The sequence below is a fragment of the Streptomyces vilmorinianum genome (genome assembly GCF_005517195.1).
In the GTDB taxonomy this organism is placed as follows: Bacteria; Actinomycetota; Actinomycetes; order Streptomycetales; family Streptomycetaceae; genus Streptomyces; species Streptomyces vilmorinianum.
The window spans coordinates 687,341-707,893 of the sequence record NZ_CP040244.1 but is presented as its reverse complement, the minus strand read 5'-3'; the positions used below and the strand labels follow the sequence as shown (position 1 = coordinate 707,893).

The window sequence follows — 20,553 nt, the reverse complement described above, 5'->3', positions numbered from 1 at the left end:
TCGATCCGGGGACTGAGTCCCCACTTCCTCGAGCACAGGCGTAAACGGGGACGGACTCCCCGGTTATTTCCCCGTTCAACTGTGACCTGGGACACATCTGCGTCCTGCGGCGGAATACCCCTGATCGGGCCACCCGGCGCGCGCGCCCGCACCACTCGACACAGGCTGACGAACAGCGGCGCCGACCGGCGCTGACCAGCGGCTGACCAGCGCCTGGCAGGCAGGTGGCGGGCAGCCGGCAGAGGCAACCGAAGCAAGCGCTACGGAAGCAAGCGACAGAAGCAAGCGCGACAGAGGCAAGCGCGACAGAGGCAACCGACAGAAGCAGCAGAGCCTGGCCGACCAGAGAGGCGACCGCATGCAGCACACCCGCCGGCGGATACGCAGACCCGTCGTCCTCGCCGCCGCGGCGGCCCTCGTGCTCGCCGCCCTGGCCTCGGCCAGCACGAGCCTCCCCGGCCCGGCACCGGCCTCGGCCGGCCCGGTGGCCACCGCCCCCGGGAACGCCCCGCTCGGGCCCTGCCGGATCGCGACGACGATGGGTGTGCAGATGTCGGAGGGGCTGCCCACGGCCCCCGGATACGCCCGCTCCACGGGCCGGATCAGGGCCCTCAACCTGATGATCGACTTTCCGGACGCGCCCGGGGACGGCACGGCGCTCGGCCGCCTGGCCGAGTTCTTCCCGAAGACCGCCGACTGGTTCCGCACCAGCTCGTACGGGCGCCTCCAGTACCGCCCCGACGCCCCGCTGCCCGACTGGCTGCGGATGCCGAGGCCGTTCTCCTCGTACGGGATAGAGCGCGGCTCACCGTACGAGCCGGGCTACCGCGGCCTCGTCGAGGACATCGTGAAGACCGCCGACCCGAAGGTGGACTTCAGCGCGTACGACCTCGTCAACATCCTGGTCACCCCGAACGCCGGGCCCTCGGCCCTGGACACCGTCCTGTCCGTCACCTTCTCGGGGAACGACGAGGCCCCGTACGCGGACGGCGTCCCGCTCTCCAACACGTCCTTCGTCTACAGCCGCCAGGACGACGGCTCGGGGACGTACGCCGAGACCGGCTACCGGGTCCTGCCGCACGAGAACGGGCACGTCTTCGGCCTGCCCGACCTCTACACCGCGGACGGCGGGGGCACGGTCGGGCACTGGGACATCATGTCCGAGGACTGGGGGGCCAACAACGACCTCCTCGGCTGGCACAAGTGGAAGCTGGGCTGGCTCGACGACGAACAGATCGGCTGCGCGTCGGGGGCCGGCACGAGCGAGTACACACTGACCCCGCTGGCTGTCGCGGGCGGCCCGAAGCTCGCCTTCGTCCCGCTCTCGGAGAAGTCCGGCTACGCGGTCGAGGTCCGCACCCGCGAGGGCAACGACGAGGCCGTCTGCGAGCCGGGCGTCCTGATCTACCGGGTGGAGTCGGACGTCGACACCGGGCACGGTCCGGTGACCGTGGCGGACAGCGACAAGGACAGCGGCGGCTGCACGCGCCGCCCGAACGTCCACGCGGAGCTGTCGGACGCCCCGTACCGCCCGGGCGAGACCTTCACGGACCGGACGAACGGGATCCGCATCACCGTGATCGACGAGGACACGTCCGGCGCCTACCGCGTGCGCGTGACGCGCAGCTGATCGCGCAACTCGTCGCGCAACTCGTCACGCAGCTCGTCGCGCAGCACCCGCTTGAGAATCTTCCCGGCGGCGTTGCGGGGCAGCTCCTCGTCCCGTACGACGACATGGGCGGGCACCTTGAAGGCGGCGAGGCGCGCGCCGGCATGGGCCCGGAGCTCCTCGGCGGTGACGGCTGCCGCTGCCGCCGCTGCCGGGGCGCCCTTGAGCCGTACGACCGCGGCGACCTCCTCACCGAGGGTGGGGTGCGGTACGCCGAGGACGGCGGCGTCGAGGACCGCGGGGTGGTCGTGGAGGACGGCCTCGACCTCGACGCAGTACACGTTCTCGCCGCCGCGGATCACCATGTCCTTGAGCCGGTCGACGATCGTGACGCGCCCCTCGCGCAGGTGGGCGAGGTCCCCGGTGCGGAACCACCCGTCCTCGGTGAAGGCGCTCCTCGTCGCCTCCTCGTCGCCCCAGTAGCCGCGGATCAGCGCCTGCCCGCGGAGCTGGAGCTCGCCCACGCCGTCGGCGTCGGGCCGGTCGACGCGGACCTCGGTGGCGGGCGTGGGACGGCCGACGCTCCGCGGGTACGCGCGGTACTCGGCCCCGAAGTTCGCGAAGACGCCGCCGCAGGTCTCGGTGAGCCCGTAGCCGTTGCGGGGCTCGACGCGCTCCCCGTACGCGGCCGTGATCCGGGCGACGATCTCGGGCGGGGCGGCGGCTCCGCCGGTGTTGAGCATGGTGAGCGTCGTCAGCGGATCGTGGGTGCGCTCGGCGAGATCGAGCAGCTGGAGAGCGGTGGTGGGCACGCCCGCGTAGTGCGTGACGCGATGCTCGCGGATCAGCTCCAGGGCCTTGGCCGCGTCCCACTTGCGCATGAGGACGAGCGTGCCGCCTGCGGCCATGACCGAGTAGAAGGAGGTGAAGGCGGCGACGTGGAAGAAGGGGAACGTCGTGAGCGAGACGGGCGCGGGGCCCTGGCCGGGGACGGTCCCGCGGCCGAGGGCGGAGGCGGCGGCGTAGTACCGCGGGTTCATCGCCGCCCCGGCCTGCGCGAGATGGGTGGCCACGGCGCCCTTGGGGCGGCCGGTGGTCCCGGACGTGTAGATGATGGTGGCGTCGTGCTCGGGCAGGACGTCGACGAGCGGCGGCCCCAGGAGGGGATCGGTGTCGCGGACGTACGCGGTGAACCCCTGTTCCGGGACCGCCGCCGAGCCCTCCCCCGGCTCCCCGTGGACGACGATGCCCGGGACGTCGTGCTTGCGTGCCCAGGCCCGTACCCGCTCCACCCGCTCGCCGTCGACGACCAGGATCCGGGGCGTGCAGTCGTCGAGGGCGTACGCGAACTCGTCCTCGGTCCACCAGGCGTTGAGGGGGACGGCGACGAGGCCGGCGAGCTGGGCGGCCCAGAAGGCGATCTGCCACTCGGGGTGGTTCCGCATCGCGACGGCGGCCCGGTCCCCCGGGCGCAGCCCGTAGTCGTCCACGAAGCGGCGGGCGAGCCCACAGGCGGCGTCGAAGAACTCCCGGTAGGTCAGCGTCCCGTCCTCGGACACCAGGAACACCTGGTCCCCGTAGGCCCAGGTGGCCTCCACGAACTCCCGGAGCGTGCGGGGACCTTCGACGTACACCCCGTCCTCGACGGCGAAGGGCGCGCCGGGCGCGGCCAGCCGCGCGGCGACCGCCGCTGCCGCTGCCGCCGCTGCTGCCGCCGTCGTCGTCGCTGCCGCCGTCGTCGCTGCCGCTGCCGTCGTCGCTGTCGCTGCCGTCGTCTCTCCTCCGGCCACGTGCTCCCTCTCCTGATCCCTAAGCGCTTGCTCAGTCCCGGTCGGACGCTAGGCCCGCCCTCCCCGACCGTCAACTCCCGGCCGCATCCATAATGCGCGGGTGAGCGACTCCCCCTTGCCACTGGCTGCCGAAGAGATACCGCCGGGCGCGGCCGCGTGGCGCGCGGCGGACGCCGAACGCTGGCGCGAGGCCGCCCCGCGGCCGTGGGCCGACCCGCTGTGGGCGTTCCTCGCCCTGCTGGCCTCGGCCGTCTGGTCGATCGCGGACACCCCCTACCCGGTGTGCTCCACCGCCACGCCCTGCGCCTCGGACTGGCCGGGCCTGACGGGCGCGGTGGTCCAGGTCCTCACGCTGTACTGGCTCTGGCAGCGGCCCGGCCTCGCGCTGCTCACCCTGGCCGGGTCCACCGTGTCCCTGTTCGTGGACGGCACCCTCATGGAGCCGTCCGTGCCGAACACGGCCCTCCTGCTCGCCGTCTTCTACGCCGCGGCCACCCTGCTCCACCGCGTGGACGCCGTGCGACAGCAGCGCTCGCTGGCCTTGGAGGCGGCGGGGGCGGCACGGGCGCCCATGCCCGCGCCCCCAGGGCACCGGCTCTCCTTCGCCCTGGCCGCGCTGCTGCTCGCGGTGTCGGCCTTCGCCGTGTGGCAGGGGCTGCGGGTCGTCTCCGACCACGAGGAGCGGGCCGCGCGGGCGGAGACGACGAGCGCCGTCGTCGTGAAGGCGGACGAGGACGACCTCACGCTGAAGGTGCGCTTCGAGGGGGCGGCCGGCACGCACACCTTCGACGCGCTGTTCCCGGAGCAGCACGAGGCCGGTTCGCGGGTGGACGTGCTGGTGGACGGCGACTGGATGCGGCTGGCCGCCGAGCCGTACGACACGACCGGCTGGGAGTTCCTCGTCCTGCTCACGGCGGTGCCCGGCCTCGCCTTCCTCGCCAACGGCGCGGCGGCCCGGCGCTCCGGGCCGGTGCCGGTGCCGGTGCCGGTGCTCAGGGTCCTGGTCCGCGGGGACCGGGACGAGGACCGTACCTGGGTGTACGCGGCGGACGACCGTGCCGGCGAGAGGCCGGTGCTGTACATCGACTCGCTGTACGAGGAGGACGTGTACGAAGAGGACCAGGACGAAGACGACCTGGAGGACGAGGGCCTGGAGGACGGGCCCGAGGACGAGCCGGAGGAACTCCCGGAACCGCCCCTGCGTGAGGCGGTGCTGTTCGGCACCCCGTACACGGGCGGCCCGAAGCTCGCCCTCGTCGCCGCGGGCGCGGAGGGCGAACCGCTCACGGAGTGCCTCGTCTCCGCGATCCACCCCGCGCCGGCCCGGGCCTCGCTCCCGGCCGCCCAGGAGCCGCCTCTGGTCCTGTCGGCCGACCGGACGTCACGTACGGTGGCGATCGCCCTCCTCCTCGTCGAGGCCGGCGCCGTCTGGGGCTTGTTCTCCGACGGCTTCTCCTGGAAGTGGGCGGTCGGGGCCCTGTTTCTCGTCGGGCTCGTCAGCTCGGCCGCCACCGCCCTGAGCTGGCGTGTCACCGCCGACAGCACGGGCCTGTGGGTGCGCGGCCCCTGGCGCGTCCGGCACGTTCCCTGGGCCGAGATCACCGCCGTCCGCGCCGACCACGACAGCATCCGGATCCGCACCACGGGCGACGACGACGCGGGCCTGTCCCCCGTCGGCTGGTCGTGGCTCGAACGACGCCTCGGCCGCAGCCCGGCCGCCGTCCGCGCCGCCGCCACGCTCCGGACCCTGCTCCACCACCCGGACCTGCGCCCCACCGTCCCGTCCACGCGCGCCCAGCACGGCATGCCCCTGGGGCCGCTACTGACCGGCGCCACCCTCCTCTGGGCGGCAGCGGTCCACTTCACGCTCTGACGGGCGGGAGCCGGCCGCCCTGCGCTCCATGAACCACGCGCAGGCGAAGCTGAACGTGGCGAGCCAGAACAGCGGGGCTCCGAACGCCTTGTCCCCCGCGACGGTGAAGAAGGTGGCCACCGCGGCCTGCAGCAGACCGTTGACGGCGAACGTGGTGGCGGCGCGGCGCTTGTCCTTCATGGTGCCTCCCCCTTCGGTGGATACCTCGGATCAGGTGCGCGCACGAGGGACGACGCCGCTGCCCTCGGCGTCCTTGGCGGCCTCGGCACCCTTGATGTCCCCGGCACCCTTGGCGTCCCCGGCGTCCTTGGCGTCCTTGGCGTCCTTCGTCTCGTGGGTGTGGGGGATCCCCTCCACGAGGTCGTCGACGTGGAACAGCCGGGCGATCGGGACGTCGGTGCTGCTGTGGGCGATGATCGAGAAGGCGATGCACACGGCGATGAGCGTGTACGCCTCCTCCCCCTGCGGGATCCCGGCCTGCAGGACCAGCAGACCGTAGACGACCGAGGCGAAGCCCTTCGGCCCGAACCAGGCCGCGACCAGCTTCTCCCGGCGGTCGATCGACGTCCCGAGCAGCGACAGCAGCAGCGACGCGGGCCGGATGAGCACGATCGCCAGGACCACCGCCACGTACCCGCCCCAGGACAGGTCCCCGAAGAGCTGCGGCGTCAGCAGAGCACCGAAGACCAGCAGCGCGGCGAACTTGGCCAGTTCGGCCAGCGACTCCCCCAGCGGCTCGAACGCCGTCTTCGCCTCCGGCGATACGGCCGCAAGCACCGCGCCCGCGGAGAACGCCGCCAGGTACGGGTTGGCGTGGGTCAGGTGGCAGGCCGCGTAGAGGATGACGCCGGTGGCCAGCGGGAGCAGCGGCTGGAGCTTGGCCTCCGCACCCAGGTGGCGGAGCCGCACCAGGCCGTTGACCAGCAGCGGCGCGAGCACACCGAAGCCAAGACCGAGGGCCAGCTCCAGGCCGATCTTCCCGAAGGACGCCTCCGCGTGCGGCGAGGTGGGGCCGGCGACCGCGATGAGGATCAGGACGACCGGCAGCGCCAGGCCGTCGTTGATCCCGCTCTCGATGTTGAGGAGTTCACGCAGCCGGGCCGGAACTTCCTTGCGCCCGACGATCGCCGAGGCGAACACCGGGTCGGTCGGAGCCAGGACCGCGCCGACGAGGAACGACGTCGTCCAGTCGAGACCGACGAGGTAGTGCGTGATCAGCGCCATGCCGACGCACGCCAGCGGCATGCCCAGACCGAGCGCGCGGGCGGGGTTGCGCCAGTTGGCCCGCAGCTTGGCGAAGGAGACGTGCATGCCGTCGGTGAACAGCACCGCGAAGAGCGCCAAGTCGGCCGTGACCGACACGATCTCGCTCTCCGGCGAGATGTGGATCAACCCCAGGAACCCGTCACTGACGAGCGCCCCGCCCACGAGGAACAGCAGCGAGGTGGACAGGACGGTACGGGCGGCGAGCCCGGACAGCAGAACCGCGATCAGCAGCGCGGCCCCGAAGACGGCGATGAGCACCATGACGGAATCCTTCGATCGATACAGAGGCGTGCCCCCTGCTTTGCCGACCAGGCTTCCCGGCACTCCGCGACGGACCTTACACGTTCCTTACGCGCCGTTGACAGGTCCTTGATACGCATCGGAGCCCGGCCCCTGATTGCCGGAACCCGGCAATCAGGGGCGGTGAGGATCAGGCCACCGGACAACCGTGCCGGGCCCCGGAGGCGGTGGCGAAGGCCGTCACCAACTTCAGCGCGTCCGCACCGGCGACGCTGCTCCGCACCCCCTTCTCGGCGTCCGGCCGCGGGAATTCCTCGAACTTGAAGTACGCGGTCCCCAGGCCGCCCTTGCAGGGCTGCGACCGCGTGACCGCGCCCTTCACGCTGCCGGGGTAGCGGCCGTCCAGGTACATCTCCTGTTCGGCGGAGGGCCCGTAGTAGGCGGTCAGACGGAAGCGGCGCATGGTCGCCCGGTCCTTCGCCGCCCGGTCCATGGTGCACCTCTCGGTGAGCGCACGTCCGGCCGGCATCTCCGACACCGTCGTGAGCCGCAGCCGGGCCGCGTCCTGGGAACCGACGACACCACGGCAGGTTCCCTCCGCCCGGGCAACGGGGCGCTCCTGCCACTCCGTACGGTCGACGGTCGACGGGCGTTGCCCGAGAGGCCCCTCGCAGCCGAAGCGCTCCGCCGCACGGCGGGCCGACTCGGTGGCGAACCGGGCCACTTGGAGCACCTGCGCGTCGGAGAGCTCGTCGGTGTCCTTGCGCGCCTCGGCCAGGACGAGAAGGCCCTTGCCGGGCAGCGGGGCGCAGTCGACGAGCACCCCGGCCTCGGGCCGGCGTCCGGACACGAAGGAGCCGTTCCAGCCGAATCCGATCGGCGTCGCCGAGGTCTCCTCCGCCGCGCCGCTGGCACGATGGGCCGCCGCCGGACGGATGTTCAGCCTGAGCTGCACGCCACCGGACTGCTCGCCACGGGCCCACGCCGCGCAGTACTCGGTCTCATGGCCCACCCATTCCGCGGTGTGCCCGCCGAACTCCAGCTCGGCGCCGCCGAAGAACCCCCTGGCCTCCTCGACCGCCAGCGCTCCCCGGCACGTGTCCTCGGGGACAGGACCCGAACCGTCGCCCCGCAGGCCGAACCCCCAGATCAACCCCCCGGCCACGAGCGCCAGGACGAGCGCTCCGCCTGCCGCCTTGGTCCGTCGTCCGATCACGGCTCCCCCTCTGTCACGGTGCGGTCGTCGTCGTGGGCGCGGCGGGCGCGGCGCAGCGGTGGGCCGCGGCGGAGCGCTCGGCGAAGACCTTCAGTACGGAGAGCTCGTACGCCCGGTCGGCGTCCGACCTCTTGGCCTTGTCGCTGTACGGGATGAGCGAGAAGAAGGCGGGTTCGCCGCTGCCGGGGCAGGTGGCGGTGGTCCAGTAACCACCGTTCCCGAGCAGCCCCGACCGCTGCCCGGACGCGATCGGATCGGGGTCCCCCAGGCGCTCGGCGTGGTCGTGCCGCGCGCCCTCCGCGTACGGGCCGTAGTGCGCGGCGAGCCGGTAGGTGGTGCGGCCCTCGGTGTCGCCCAGCACGCACGCCTCGAACGGCGTGGTGCCGCGCCCGCTCTCCCAGGCCCGTGCCACGGCCTTGCCCCGGGCGGGGATGCCGGAGCAGGTCCCCTTGGCGTCCGCCGGGGCCACGTACTCGTCCTTGTTGACCGGCAGAGGCGCGGTGGTGAGCGCCTCGCCGAGGTCGGCGTCGCAGTTCCACCGGCGGGAGGCGTTGGCGGCCGTGTCCGTGGCGATGCGCGCGAACGCGGTGCGGCGCTCGGGGTCGTCGAGCGGGCTGTCGTCCACGTACCCCTCCACGTTCACCGCGACGGTGATCAGCAGGTCACCGCGGCCGGGTGCGCAGTCCAGCAGGACGGCGGTGGTGGCCTTCGCCTCGCCGTGGTCTTCGTCCATGCCGAACGCACCGTTCCATCCCTGCCCCAGAGGGGCGGGCGGCAGTTCGGACCGCAGCGTGGGGTAGAAGGTCTCGTAGTGCCGGGCCTCGCGGCCGAGCGTCGGTACGCCGTTGATGGTGACCGACACCGATCCGTCGTCGACGGGCTTGCCCGCGTTCCTCTCGGTCACCCGGCTGATGCCGCACACCACCCGCAGCGAGGTCGTGGGGTCGTCGAGACCGCCCCCGCTTTCGTCGCCACCCGTCTTCAACGGCCCCTCGCCGAGGAGGGAACGGACCTGGCCGGCGGGGAGCACACCGTCACACGCGCTCGTGAGCATCCGACCGGTCGACCAGCGCTCGTAGCCGCCGCCGGCGAACCAGAACAGGCCGCCCGCGAGCAGCACCAGCGCGCCCAGTCCGGCTGCGCCCCTCACCGCGCGTCGCTTCACCGGCGCCATTCCTCCACCTCGCCCAGGATCGTGGTGTCGTGGCAGTGCGAACGCGTCGGCCAGCCGTCCGGCGCCGCCAGATAGCGGTCGAGCGCGGCGCGCGCGTCCGTCGAGAACTGCTTGCGGACGTGGTCTTCCACGACGACTTCCTTCTTGCCCCCGAAGTCGAGTTCCGGGGTGACGGCGACCCGGTGGTAGCTCGGGCCGCCGTCGCACACCGACTCGGCCCACAGGGCCAGCGTCGGCGGGGAGTCCGAGGACGTGATGGCGGACGACGACGCGCGCCGTCCGGGAGCGGTTCCGACGTACGCGTGCCGCTCGTACGCGCCGCGGGCGAACTCGCCCGACCAGCTCTCCGCCCGCACCGCCACGACGGGCGTGCCGGTGGGTGCGCCGTATCCGGCGATGCGTCCGCCGCAGAACCCGGCTCGCGGGTTGTACGTGCCGTCCCCGGAGAACTCCCATTCCTCCTCGGCGAATCCCAGCTCGTCCGGGTCGAGCCACGCGCAGAGCTTCGTCGGCGCGGGACCTTCGGCGGGGCGGGGCGAGGCGTCGGTACGGATCGGCTCGCGGCCGCAGTTCTGGTGCTCGATGACCCAGTTGGCGACGCCCACGGCGGTGCGGGCGGCGAGCAGCCGCTCGGTGTCGGAGACGTCGTAGTCGCTGTCCGCCGTCGACGGCAGCTCCACCTCGACCTGGAACCTCGTGGACGCCTGGCTCCGGCCGCGCAGCCCTCCGGGACACTCCACCTGCAACGAGGCGCTGACCTCACTGCCCTTGACCCGGTCGTCGGCCCCGGTACCGCCCCTCGCGCCGGCCGGAAGGGGCAGCGGGAAGTCACCGATGGACCGGGACCCCGCGTCGGCCTCCGCGACCTGCGTCGCGATCAGCGCTTCCGCCCGGACCTGGACCAGCGCCTCGGGCTCCCACACCCCGGCACCCCAGGCGAGCGAGCAGTCCAGCAGCGCGCGGCTCTCCCGGCCGGGCTCGAGCATCGTCCCGTACTCCTCCAGGACCCCGGCGCTGTCCCCCGGTACGAAGCCCTCCAACTGCTCACGAGGCAGCAACCCCGCGCAGGCCCGCCCCAGTTGGTCCAGATTGTCCGCGCGCTGCTCCGCCCGGCCGGCCGAGAACCACACCACGGCCCCGGCGACGACGACCGCGAGCAACCCGCCCGATATTGCGTAGAGGCGCCATGTGCGCCCCTGTATGCCGCGCATTTCCTGCCCTTCCCCCGCTGATCCGGCCGAGGACGCTATCAGAGCAGCTCGCGACGGGTGTCACCCCTGCGGTCGACGGCAGGCAGCGTCCCCCGCAGGCTGCCGGGTCCCGGCATGTCGATGGGGGACGGCGGCTGAGAACATCCCGGCGAGACCCGAGACCCCTGTGGAGGCAGCCATGTCCACGTTCCTCCTGATCGTCACCCTGCCGCTGGCGGCACTCTTCGCCGCGGCGGGCCTGTACGCCCTGACCACCGCCCGCATGCCCCTCCCCTGGCTCCGCCGCAGCGTCCACCGCCCCCGCCTCTGGGGCGCGGGCTCACTGGTCATGGCGGTCGCGGTCGGCACGCTGCGGATCACCCCGTTCGAGGTGGGCATGACGCTCATCCTGGCCGGTCTCGTCCCGACGGCCCTCTCCCAGCTCCTCGGCGCGCAGGGCGACGGCGGCCACGGCGGCCACGGCCACTGACCGATCAGGAATCGAGAAGCGTCGGTCACGAGCCGCAACTAACGTGAGGGACATGGACCTCACCATTCACACGGTCTCCCTTCCCCATGACGACCCGGACGCGTCCCTCGCCTTCTACCGCGACGTCCTCGGCTTCGAGGTACGCAGCGACGTCGGACACGGCAGGATGCGCTGGATCACGGTCGGCCCCGTCGATCAGCCCGGCACGTCCATCCTCCTGGCCCCACCGGCCGCCGACCCCGGGGTCACCGAGGAAGAGCGCCGCACGATCGTCGAGATGATGGCCAAGGGCACGTACGGCTGGATCCTGCTGGCCACCCGCGACCTCGACCGCACTTTCGAGAAGGTGCAGTCCGGCGACACCGAGGTCGTCCAGGAGCCGACCGAGCAGCCGTACGGCGTTCGCGACTGCGCCTTCCGCGATCCCGCGGGCAACCTGATCCGCATCCAGGAGCTTCGCTGAGCCGTTGGGCGCCCCGAGGAAAGGGTTCTCTCATGTGTCATCCCGCATGGAGGCGCGCACTCATCGCCGCGCAGCGCCTGCGCGAGTTCGCGCGACTGCGCCGCGTCCGCGACCGGATCGACCGGGAGTACGCGCGCCCGCTGAACGTCGAGGCGCTCGCCCGCACGGCGAACATGCCGGCCGGGCACCTCAGCCGGCAGTTCCGGCTCGCCTACGGCAAGTCGCCGTACGCCTATCTGACGGCACGTCGCGTCGAACGCGCGACGGCGCTGCTGCGGCGCGGCGACCTCACCGTCGCCGAGGTCTGCTTCGCGGTCGGCTGCTCGTCCCCGGACACCTTCGGCACCCGCTTCACCGAGCTGGTCGGCATGCCGCCCACCGCCTACCGGCGCGGCGCGGCCGGCGCTGCGGCGAGGGTGGAGCCGAGCGCGCAACTGGCGGAAGCATGACAGGCACGCCGCCGCGTGGGCTCGAGGAGAGGCTGCGGGACACCCGCGCGCGACTGGAGAGCGACGTCGATCTCTGGGTCGCGACACCGGGCTCCCCGGGCGTCCACCTCGTCCCGCTCTCGTACCTCTGGGACGGGACCGCGTTCCTCATCTCCACGCCGCGCGCCTCGGTCACCGGGCGCAACCTCCTGGCGGACGGCCAGGTGCGACTCGGCCTCGGGCCGACGCGCGACGTCGTCGTGGTCGACGGCACGGCCGAGCCGGTGGACGTCGCCGACCTCGCCCTGGGGACGGGCGACGCGTTCGCGGCCAAGACCGGTTTCGACCCGCGCGAGCTCGACGAGCCGTACCAGTACTTCCTGATCCGGCCACGGCGCATCCAGGCCTGGCGGGAGGCGAACGAGCTGCGGGGACGCACCCTCATGCGCGACGGCCACTGGCTCGGCTGACCGCGACCGAGGCCCCCGCCACACCAACTGATCGAGAGGAAACCTGCCATGAAGCGCACGGAGACGTCCGCCGAGCACGACGGATTCACGGACGAGGAACGAAGCGCGATCAAGGAGCGCGCCAAGGAGGTGAGGGCCTCCGCGCGCCGCGGCCCCCGCGCGGCCAAGGCGGACCCGGAGACCGAGGTGCTCGCGAAGATCGCCGAGATGCCGGAAGCGGACCGCGTCCTCGCCGAGCGTATCCACGCCATCGTCAAGGCCGACGCACCCGACCTCTCGCCGAAGCTCTGGTACGGGATGCCCGCGTATGCCAAGAACGGCAAGGTCGTCTGCTTCTTCCAGAGCGCGCAGAAGTTCAAGACGCGCTACGCCACGCTCGGCTTCAGCGACCAGGCGGAACTCGACGAAGGCACCATGTGGCCGACCAGCTACGCCCTCACGAAGCTGACCGCCGACGACGAGGCCCGCATCGGCGCGCTCATCAAGAACGCGGTGAGCTGACGACCCGGCGCGGAACAGGGCGCCGTCGCCCCCTGGTCCGCGGTTTCGCCGGGCGTTCGCGAAGGCCGGGGGCAACAAGACGGTCGTCGTCCCGGTGGAAAGCGACCACGAAGGAAAGTCGTTCGAGAGCGACGAGATGAGGAACTCTTCGGGCACTTGGTCCTGCCAGAGCCACAGACGCTGAAGGGTGCCCGTTGGACGGGAGTGTGCCCGCCGTGTGTGAAGGACCACCGACGTCACAGCGTCGCGTGGATCGACATCTACGTGTACGACATGCCAGGCGGCAAAGCCCGGGTGTACCTCCACGCATTCTGATGACCCGCGCAGCGGACTGACTTCCTGGTGCCCGACACCAGGAGCCGGTGTCGGCCCGTGGGACGGTGGGCAGCGCGCAGTCGAAGCCGGTGAGGCCGAGGGCGGCGATGGCCTTGTCCGGGTCCGCGGCGCCCGGCACGATCGCCGAACTCACCGCCCTCGGCAAACCGTCCGCCCCCATCCCGCTCGCCACCTCGGCCGGCAACGAGCAGGAACACAACGCCCTCCACCTCCAGCAGTCCGGCGCCGCCGTGGCCCTGGTGAAGGACGCGGTCACCCCCGAGGGCCTCCGCGAGGCCGTCGCCCCGATCCTGGCCTCGCCGGAGCGCCGCGCGCACATGGCGCATCAGGCGCGGACGCTGGGGCGCCCAGACGCGGCCGACCGGCTCACTGAGGTGCTGCTGAGCGTCGCCGTGTGAGCTGCGGGCGACGGCGGAACCGCTACGACACCGCCGTCTGACAGCACCTGCACCTGTCCGGGGTAAAGCCCAGACCAGAGCTACCCCCACAAGAGAGTCCCTGCCTACGGGGCCGACGCAGCGCTTTTGATCTACGTCGGCTACGCCTGGCTGAGCAACTCCGTCGTCCGAGCCAAGATCACCCATGCACTCGCCGCCTGAGCCAGTGCGCACCTCTCTCCGCCCTCGGATCAGGCACCACCCGCTACACTGACCGCGGTGGCTACGCCCTACCGGGCTGCCATCGCGACCTGTCGCCAAGCAAGCCTGAGCGGTCCGCCTACCTCGGCAGACTTTCAGACACGTTTTCCGACAGATCCCCGCCTTCGTAGCTCAGGGGATAGAGCACCGCTCTCCTAAAGCGGGTGTCGCAGGTTCGAATCCTGCCGGGGGCACAACGCATTACCGCTCTGACCTGGGGTTTCTCCCCAGGGAGGCGTTCTATTCGGCCTCGGACTCCCCGTCCGGGGCCGTTTGCGTGAGCGGAAGGACGACCTCGTCGAGGTTGTCGGCACGGTGCCGAGGTCGCGGTGGACCTGGTCGAGGCGGCTCGGCCCGCGCAGGCGACCGACATCCTGGTGCGCCTCTGCTTCTCTGTTGCGTCCAGGCGGACTTAGCAAGGCAAGATCGCGTATCGGGGCGAGAGGCTCGGCCGACCCGAGTTCGGCCGACAGGCCGTACGCCCCGACACCAACATGCATCCCGGCGCGCTCAGGAGGACCACGCCGCGAGGAGTTCCGCCGGGCCGTACGCAGCGTCGAGCCCCGCACAGTCGGTCCCGCTGCGCGAGACAGCGATCACAGGCACGGGAGCAGGCGTGAGCGCGGCGCGGTGTCGGTGCAGCGCCGCGAGATCGTGCCGGTCGAATGGGGAGTTCTCCAGCCACTTCACCGAGCCGACGAACAACAACTCCTTGGCGATTGGCGCGCGGTCCGCTCCCACGACGTCGATCTCCACATCGTTGGTACGGGTCCAGTAACCGCCGATGGCGGGGGCGGCGGGGAGGTTCGCGTCGGGCAGCAGCCGTGCCAGCGCCTCACGCACCAAAGGCTCAACGGCCCTGCCACGCCAGCTGGTCCAGTTTTCGCGGATGCGCCGCAGCGTCAGGTCACTGCGGCCCCGCTCGATCTCCTCCATCGCCGGACCCAGGAGCTTCAGCCAGAAGCGGAGGTAGGGATCCGCGACCCGGTAGCGACGATCCTTCGAAGGCCGCGTGGACACGGGAAGCTCCGCCGCGATCACCCGCTTGTCCGCGAGGATTCCCAGCGACCGCTGTAGCGGGGTCGCCCCGATCCCGCCGGCGGCGCGGGCGATATTGGAGAACGTCCGTTCACCGCTGCCGATCGCCGAGAGGACAGTGCGGGCTTGCACCTGCTGGGGGAACTCTGCAGCGAGCGAGCGCTCCGCCGAGACCAGCAAGGCCGAGACCGGATCACTGAGTGCCGCGTGCAGGAACTCCCACATCCCGGCGCCGTGCGTCCACTCTGCACAGATCAGAGGCAGTCCACCGGTGATCAAGGCCGCATCGAAGGCCGAGGCAGGGTCGAGGCCGAGCATCTCGCCCACCTCCGCCGGGTTAAGCGGACCCAGCACCATCTCCCGTCCGCGCTGGTGGAACGGGCGTCCATAGCTGTTCAGCGCCTCCATCATCGACAGGTCGGAGCCGATGAGAACCAGCAGAACCGGCTTCGTCTCCAGCACTCGGTCCCAGGCCCGCTGAAGCATGCCTTCGAAGGCGCCCTCCGCATCCATCAAATAGGGCACCTCGTCCATGACCACCACGCTCGCCCGGTCGTGCGGCAGCGCCGCCGCCAGTACATCGAAGGCGGCATCCCAACTCGCCGGGCGGGCCGCGGACAGCAGATTCGCCAGCGGAAGGCTGGATGACTGCGCATCCTGGCTGAGCCGCTCCAGGGCCGCCCCCGGCGACGCCCCTGTGGCGGCATAGAAGAGGAACGGCGCACCAGACCTCTCGGCGAACCGCTCCACCAACCGCGACTTACCCACCCGGCGGCGTCCTCGAAGCATCACGCACCGCCCGGGCCGCTCCCCACCGACCCCGGCCGTCACCTTGCCCAGCTCGCGATCCAGCGTCTCGAGCTCGTGCCGCCTGCCCACGAAATCTGCCATGTCGCCACCTTCCAAGGTGTTACCTAGCCCTCTCGCAGATACTAACACCACGGTTAGTAACATTGACGTTAGTGACAGGGGCTGGCTCGGAAGGATGGCTGCTTACCCCGGTACACCCACGGGAGAAGTCAGCCTTCGGCGCCACAGCATGTCCGCCGCTGGGCGTCCCACGGCCGCCGAATGCGTGAGCGGCGCGTGAGCGGACGGCGTAGCAGGAGCCGTCTTGAGCCGGATGGCCGGTCATGCCGCGCGGCGCTGACCAACGGACCCGTGGGCTCGCGATGGCGCGCCGGGGGCGCCACCAGGTCATCCATGGCACTCACACCCGTAGCTGGACTCCTCCCACCTGCGCGCACTCGCCGACGAAGCCCTCGCCCGCATCGTCGACGACGAGGATGGGCCGGCCTCAAACTGGGTCGACCCGGAGGGCTGGAAGCAGTGGCGAGCCATACTCACGCGCCTTCGCGCAGTGCTTGCCCCGCCACCCCGTTCCAGGGCTCTCTTCGATGTCCAGCCGTTGAGCCGGAACCCGAGAGGACACCGCCCACTGAACAGTCGCTCGGGGCGTCGGCAATGCGCTTCACCCTCGGCCCAAAGGATGTTGCCCCAGACCTGGTGAGTCCGGGGCGATCGGCGAAGTCCAGGCGCAGCCTGAACCGTCCTACCGGACGACGACGTTGTGCGCCGGAATGATCGTGGGCTGCACGTCGGTATGGCCGAGGTCGGCCAGGATCGGGCCGAAGGTCTTCGCGTGGTCTTCGAGGGCCTCCACGCTCTCCCAGACCTCGGTCACGCGGAACCCTCCGTCAACCGGACCCGCCGCGTGAGAGACGAGACCTGTGGTCGGCAGGTCTGCGAACTGTGTGAAGCCTTGCCCACCGGTCACGCGTTCGATGACCGCGTCGTAAAGCTCCTGTCCGGCGTCAGGGAAGTCGAAGGTGACGATGATGGCCATCCAGATGCCCCTATCTCGATCCGCCGCGTGGCTGCGGCAACGTCCGCGATCCTAGCGTTATGTAATCGGGTGAGTTCACTGAGCGACGAAGCGCCGCCGGGGGCACAAGCCGAAAGACCCCGGGCCGATCATGGTCCGGGGTCTTTGCGTATCTGGTGGAAGGCGTAGGCGCCTGCGAGGATCGGGCCGTGAACGAACCCTCGGTGCCCGCGAGATTGAGCAGGGCCCTCGACTGGGCCGGACTGCCCCTCTCCGTGGTCCTCTTCGTGGGCGGCATCCGGGAGTATCGCGACGGCGGGTCGGTGGGGTGGCCGGTCGGTGGAGCCGTGCTGGTTCTGGTCAGCCTCTGGGTGATCTACCGCGGGCTGCCGCACCGAAGGGGCAAGTCCCCCGGGTCGCCGTAGAGGGCGTGAGCCGATCGCGTGGTGCGGATCTCTGTGGTCGTGGTGGTGTAGGCGAAGTTCAGGACCGTGCGGCGTAACCCGGGGCGGGTCAATGGGGTGACGCGGTGGGCCGTGGTGTCGCTGCGCAGGAGGTAGGCGTCGCCCGGGTGGTGGTGGGCCGCGCGGGAGTCGGCCGTGTTCAGGGCGGTCAAGGACGCGGCCCGCGGGGCGAATTCGAGGAGGCCGCCGTCGGACGGGGTCGCCGGTGACTCGAGGAAGAGGACCAGCGCGTACGGGTAGTCGTCGGTGTGCGCGCCGTGGGTGTCGCCCTCGCGGTGGAGGATGTTCAGTACGTGGCGTTCGAGCAGGTCGGGGACGGCGACGACGCGCTCGGCGGTGAGCGTGGCGAGCAGGTGGGACAGGGCCGCGTCCGCGTACAGCTCGGGGATCAGGTGGGACTCCCGGGCGATCGTCTCGCCGCCGAGTGTCGTCATGTGGCGGGGCGAGCCGTCCATGCACGCCATGGCGAAGTCGCGGCGCCGCGCGATCTTCTCCAGGCGCAACGCCTCTTCACGGAGCGCTTCGAGACCCTCGGGGGTCAGCAGGCCGGGCAGGGGCAGGTAGCCGTCGGTACGGAAGCGGTCGTGCGCGGCGTCGGCTTCGGCGTCGTCCTCGTGGGGACGGGCGTGCAGCATGGGCGGCACGTGAGGTACACCTCCGGTCGGCGGGTCGGGGACAGGAGGAGCGTCCCCGGCGGGCCCACGGTTCAGTCGCGGGCGGGCCGGATCGGCCGAAAGCATGCACGTTCACGCGCGCGTGCACGTCAGCCGCATCTGGGCCGCCGCGTGGTGGGCGTTCTCGCGGGCCGGGGTGCCCCAGTCCTCGCCGCGGTCGAGGAGGCGGACCGTGAAGGTGGGGGTGCGGAGGTGGTGGGTGCCGGCCGGGAGGAGCGTGCCGGGGTTGGCGCGTTGGTCGAGGGCGAAGATGGCGTACGGGGTGCCGTTCGCCAGGAGTTGGTAGACCGAGGGGTCACCCGCCGCGTCCTGAGGGCGGGGCGGGTAGGGGATGTGGACCGCCAGGGCGCAGGTGCGGTACTCGGGGCCGACGTGCCAGGTCCAGGTGGCCGAGTTGTCGCGGTCCTTCGTCGCGCTGCCCGACATCGGGAGGGCCGAGAAGCGGCCGTCGCAGCCCCCGCCCCGGTAGCCGCCCGTCACGACCGTGTACCAGCCCTCGTCACCGTCCTCGTACCGACCCGACTCCACATAGCCGCCGCCCTCACACCCCGGGCCCGCCCACACCTCGTAGGGATAGGGAGGAGAAAGGGAAGGAGGGGGAGGGGGAAGGGGAGGGGAAGGGCGGGGAGAAGACGGGGAGGGAGGCGGCGGCGTGGTCGTCTCCGGGAGCGGCTCGCCCGGGAACGCCGTCGGGCCGTTCCTCGTCGGCAGCGTCCGTACCGGCGGATCCGTCTCCGCCGCCGGAGGCGGGTCCTCCGACCCGCCCAGTGACACCACCACCGCTAGACAGCCCACCGCCACCACCACAGCGAGCACCCATATGCCGCCCCGCCCGGGCCGGGTGGAGCCCGCGCAGTGCCGGCAGGACATCCCCGGCAGCGGGCCCCGGCCCACGCCGCCGCACCATTCGCATGCCATAGCGGCACACCCTACGACCGACTCAGCGGAGTTCCTCCGGGCATGCGGTGCCCCGCGGAAAGATCTTGTACGGCGCCGCCAGCCGGTACACGCCCGCCTTCGGCGCCACCAGCTCCGTCCACTCGTCGCCCTCCGAGTCCGCCTCCGCCTTCAGCAGGCAGCCGTACTCGTTCAGGAAGACCTTCGGCAGCTCCGTCTCCGACTCCGACTCCGACGCCTCGCGCGCCGCCTTCGACGCCTCCGTCTCCTCCGGCGGCTCGATCTTCCCGCCGTTCTCGTCAAGGAGCGCCAGCCACGGCGAGTACGGGACCCGGATCAGCACCCGCCCCGGGGTGTCGACCTCGATCACGACCTCGTTCGCGCGCGCCTGCCGCACCTTGGCCGGCGGGTTGGCCAGCGGGGTCGGGTTCTCCACCTCGTACAGCCGCCAGTTGGCGTCGGACCAGACCTGCTTCAGATACGGCAGCCCGTCCCCGACCAGCTCCGCCTCCCGCTCCGCGCCCGAGTCCGGCACCCCGGTCGGCAGGACCACGTAGTGCACCGCCCAGCGGTCCAGCCAGTCCTGGTAGTTCACGGCGTTGAGGGTGTCGTCGTAGAAGAGCGGGTTGCGCTCCATGTCCGCCTGCCGGTTCCAGCCCCGCGCGAGGTTGATGTACGGGGTGAGCGCGGAGGACTCGCGGTGGCTGGACGCCGGGACGACCTCCACCCGCGCCTTCTCCGCCCCGCGCACCTGCAGCTGGTTGATCAGCGGCGCGACCTCCCGGGCCCAGGACGCGTCCGGGGCGGTACGGATGATGTCGTCGACGCCCTTGAAGCCGATCCAGAGGTTCAGCCCGGCGAACGCGACCACGAGCGCGTACCACCGGCGCGAGCGCGGCACCGCGTACGGCAGGGCGGCCAGCAGCACCACCCCCGCGAAGAGCATCACCAGCCGGGAGACGTTCGAGCCGATCTGCGAGTCCACCAGCCAGGTCAGCAGCGTGCCGGCGGAGTACACGGCCGCGCCGGTGCGGACCGTGCGCCACTCGCGCGGCACGAGCAGGAAGCACAGCACGCCGAAGAGGAACGGCAGTGCCGTCGACGCCAGCGACATCGGCTGCGTACCGGAGAAGGGGAACAGCCAGGAGGACAGCGCGACGACGAGGACGGGGGCGAGACCGAGGGCGTACGCGCCCGGGCGCCGCTTGTTGAGGAAGAGAGCCGCCGCCGCGACCCCGAGGAAGAGCCCGGCCACCGGGCTGCAGGCGGTCGCCAGACCGGCGAGCGGCGCGGCGACCGCCGCCTTCGCCCATCGCTTGTGGCGCCAGCGGTACGGCCAGCAGAAGACGGCCGCGACCGCGCCCAGCGCGAACATCATGCCGAGCCCGAACGTCACCCGCCCCGACAGGGCGTTGCACAGGAACGCGAAGACGCCGGCCAGCGAGCACGCCAGCGGATTGCGGACCGCCCGCACCCGCACCAGGATCAGCGCCGTGAGCCCGGCCGAGACCGTGCCGGCGATCATCATCGTCGTACGGACGCCGAGCACCGACATCACATACGGCGAGACGACGCTGTACGAGACCGGGTGCATCCCGCCGTACCAGGCGAGGTTGTACGCGGAGTCGGGGTGACGCCCCACGAACTCGGCCCACGCGTCCTGGGCGGCGAGGTCGCCGCCGCTGTTCGCGAACAGGAAGACCCAGAGAACGTGGGTGAGCGCGGCGAGGCCCGTCGCGATCATGACGGGGTAGCGGCGCTTACGGCGGTGGGGCCGCGGACGCGCACTCGCACCCGTACCCGCACCCGCACCCGCACCCGCACCCGTCGTACTGGGTGCCGTCTCGGTGGGTGGGCGGGGGGCCGGAAGGTCTATTCGTGAGGGCACGGCAGGCCGCGCCTGCGCACCGTCGTCGGCGCGTGTCGGCTCGGCGGTGGTCACTCGCGGCCCTCTCGCTCTCGGTCTCCGGA

19 protein-coding genes and 1 tRNA gene are annotated in these 20,553 nt (G+C 71.7%); 9 read left to right on the top strand and 11 right to left on the bottom strand.

The features are described from left to right. The first annotated feature begins 358 nt into the window (after nucleotides 1–358). Nucleotides 359–1,630: a M6 family metalloprotease domain-containing protein gene (locus FDM97_RS03495; protein WP_137988803.1), complete on the top strand. Its 1,272-nt coding sequence runs from the start codon at nucleotides 359–361 to the stop codon at nucleotides 1,628–1,630. Here the strand turns inward: FDM97_RS03495 and FDM97_RS03490 are convergent. Next, nucleotides 1,603–3,282 (bottom strand): class I adenylate-forming enzyme family protein, encoded by a 1,680-nt coding sequence (locus FDM97_RS03490; protein ID WP_254705886.1) that lies wholly within the window; start codon nucleotides 3,280–3,282, stop codon nucleotides 1,603–1,605. The two genes, FDM97_RS03495 and FDM97_RS03490, sit on opposite strands and share 28 nt — an antisense overlap. A 217-nt stretch (nucleotides 3,283–3,499) precedes the next feature. Between FDM97_RS03490 and FDM97_RS03485 the strand changes: the two genes are divergently transcribed. After that, nucleotides 3,500–5,272, top strand: coding sequence for a PH domain-containing protein (locus FDM97_RS03485; RefSeq protein WP_137988801.1), 1,773 nt, complete (start codon nucleotides 3,500–3,502; stop codon nucleotides 5,270–5,272). Here FDM97_RS03485 and FDM97_RS03480 read toward each other — a convergent pair. The 5 genes from FDM97_RS03480 to FDM97_RS03460 all read right to left on the bottom strand — a co-directional run bounded on the left by FDM97_RS03480 (nucleotide 5,219) and on the right by FDM97_RS03460 (nucleotide 10,379). Then, nucleotides 5,219–5,452 (bottom strand): hypothetical protein, encoded by a 234-nt coding sequence (locus tag FDM97_RS03480; protein ID WP_137988800.1) that lies wholly within the window; start codon nucleotides 5,450–5,452, stop codon nucleotides 5,219–5,221. The genes FDM97_RS03485 and FDM97_RS03480 overlap by 54 nt on opposite strands. Nucleotides 5,453–5,482: 30 nt before the next feature. Then, nucleotides 5,483–6,799: a cation:proton antiporter gene (locus tag FDM97_RS03475; protein WP_137988799.1), complete on the bottom strand. Its 1,317-nt coding sequence runs from the start codon at nucleotides 6,797–6,799 to the stop codon at nucleotides 5,483–5,485. A 169-nt stretch (nucleotides 6,800–6,968) separates the two neighbouring features. Beyond that, nucleotides 6,969–7,994, bottom strand: coding sequence for a hypothetical protein (locus tag FDM97_RS03470; protein ID WP_137988798.1), 1,026 nt, complete (start codon nucleotides 7,992–7,994; stop codon nucleotides 6,969–6,971). Between the two features lie 13 nt (nucleotides 7,995–8,007). After that, complete coding sequence (locus FDM97_RS03465) at nucleotides 8,008–9,168, bottom strand: hypothetical protein (protein ID WP_137988797.1); 1,161 nt, start codon at nucleotides 9,166–9,168, stop codon at nucleotides 8,008–8,010. Further along, nucleotides 9,156–10,379, bottom strand: coding sequence for a hypothetical protein (locus FDM97_RS03460; protein WP_137988796.1), 1,224 nt, complete (start codon nucleotides 10,377–10,379; stop codon nucleotides 9,156–9,158). The genes FDM97_RS03465 and FDM97_RS03460 overlap by 13 nt, the downstream gene beginning before the upstream one ends. 178 nt (nucleotides 10,380–10,557) lie before the next feature. Here FDM97_RS03460 and FDM97_RS03455 point away from each other — a divergent pair, with 178 nt between their 5' ends. The 7 genes from FDM97_RS03455 (at nucleotide 10,558) to FDM97_RS03420 (ending at nucleotide 13,878) form a co-directional block, all read left to right on the top strand. After that, nucleotides 10,558–10,848, top strand: coding sequence for a hypothetical protein (locus FDM97_RS03455; RefSeq protein WP_137988795.1), 291 nt, complete (start codon nucleotides 10,558–10,560; stop codon nucleotides 10,846–10,848). Nucleotides 10,849–10,900: 52 nt separating this feature from the next. Beyond that, nucleotides 10,901–11,311, top strand: coding sequence for a VOC family protein (locus FDM97_RS03450; protein WP_137988794.1), 411 nt, complete (start codon nucleotides 10,901–10,903; stop codon nucleotides 11,309–11,311). A 32-nt stretch (nucleotides 11,312–11,343) separates the two neighbouring features. Then, nucleotides 11,344–11,760: a helix-turn-helix transcriptional regulator gene (locus FDM97_RS03445; RefSeq protein WP_137988793.1), complete on the top strand. Its 417-nt coding sequence runs from the start codon at nucleotides 11,344–11,346 to the stop codon at nucleotides 11,758–11,760. Then, entirely contained in the window at nucleotides 11,757–12,209 is a 453-nt protein-coding gene (locus FDM97_RS03440) for a pyridoxamine 5'-phosphate oxidase family protein (RefSeq protein ID WP_137988792.1), read from the top strand. Before FDM97_RS03445 ends, FDM97_RS03440 begins: the two co-directional genes overlap by 4 nt. Before the next feature lie 48 nt (nucleotides 12,210–12,257). Further along, nucleotides 12,258–12,710 carry an iron chaperone gene (locus FDM97_RS03435; protein WP_137988791.1) on the top strand — a complete coding sequence of 151 codons (453 nt, stop codon included), beginning with the start codon at nucleotides 12,258–12,260 and terminating at the stop codon, nucleotides 12,708–12,710. 428 nt (nucleotides 12,711–13,138) lie between these two features. Then, nucleotides 13,139–13,444, top strand: coding sequence for a glycosyltransferase (locus FDM97_RS03425; protein WP_349775370.1), 306 nt, complete (start codon nucleotides 13,139–13,141; stop codon nucleotides 13,442–13,444). Between the two features lie 361 nt (nucleotides 13,445–13,805). Then, nucleotides 13,806–13,878 (top strand) — tRNA-Arg (locus FDM97_RS03420). Between the two features lie 316 nt (nucleotides 13,879–14,194). Here the strand turns inward: FDM97_RS03420 and FDM97_RS03415 are convergent. From FDM97_RS03415 to FDM97_RS03390, 5 genes are all read right to left on the bottom strand, one after another. Next, nucleotides 14,195–15,613 (bottom strand): ATP-binding protein, encoded by a 1,419-nt coding sequence (locus tag FDM97_RS03415; protein WP_137988789.1) that lies wholly within the window; start codon nucleotides 15,611–15,613, stop codon nucleotides 14,195–14,197. A gap of 661 nt (nucleotides 15,614–16,274) precedes the next feature. Then, on the bottom strand, nucleotides 16,275–16,568 hold the full coding sequence (locus FDM97_RS03410; protein ID WP_137988788.1) for a hypothetical protein: 294 nt from the start codon (nucleotides 16,566–16,568) through the stop codon (nucleotides 16,275–16,277). A 355-nt stretch (nucleotides 16,569–16,923) separates the two neighbouring features. Then, nucleotides 16,924–17,646 carry a HalD/BesD family halogenase gene (locus tag FDM97_RS03400; RefSeq protein ID WP_254705885.1) on the bottom strand — a complete coding sequence of 241 codons (723 nt, stop codon included), beginning with the start codon at nucleotides 17,644–17,646 and terminating at the stop codon, nucleotides 16,924–16,926. Between the two features lie 111 nt (nucleotides 17,647–17,757). Then, the gene (locus FDM97_RS36285) at nucleotides 17,758–18,213 is read right to left on the bottom strand and encodes a hypothetical protein (RefSeq protein ID WP_254705479.1); all 456 of its coding nucleotides are present in this window, start codon (nucleotides 18,211–18,213) and stop codon (nucleotides 17,758–17,760) included. Between the two features lie 412 nt (nucleotides 18,214–18,625). Continuing rightward, nucleotides 18,626–20,524: an MFS transporter gene (locus tag FDM97_RS03390; RefSeq protein ID WP_432816189.1), complete on the bottom strand. Its 1,899-nt coding sequence runs from the start codon at nucleotides 20,522–20,524 to the stop codon at nucleotides 18,626–18,628. Nucleotides 20,525–20,553: the final 29 nt, after the last annotated feature.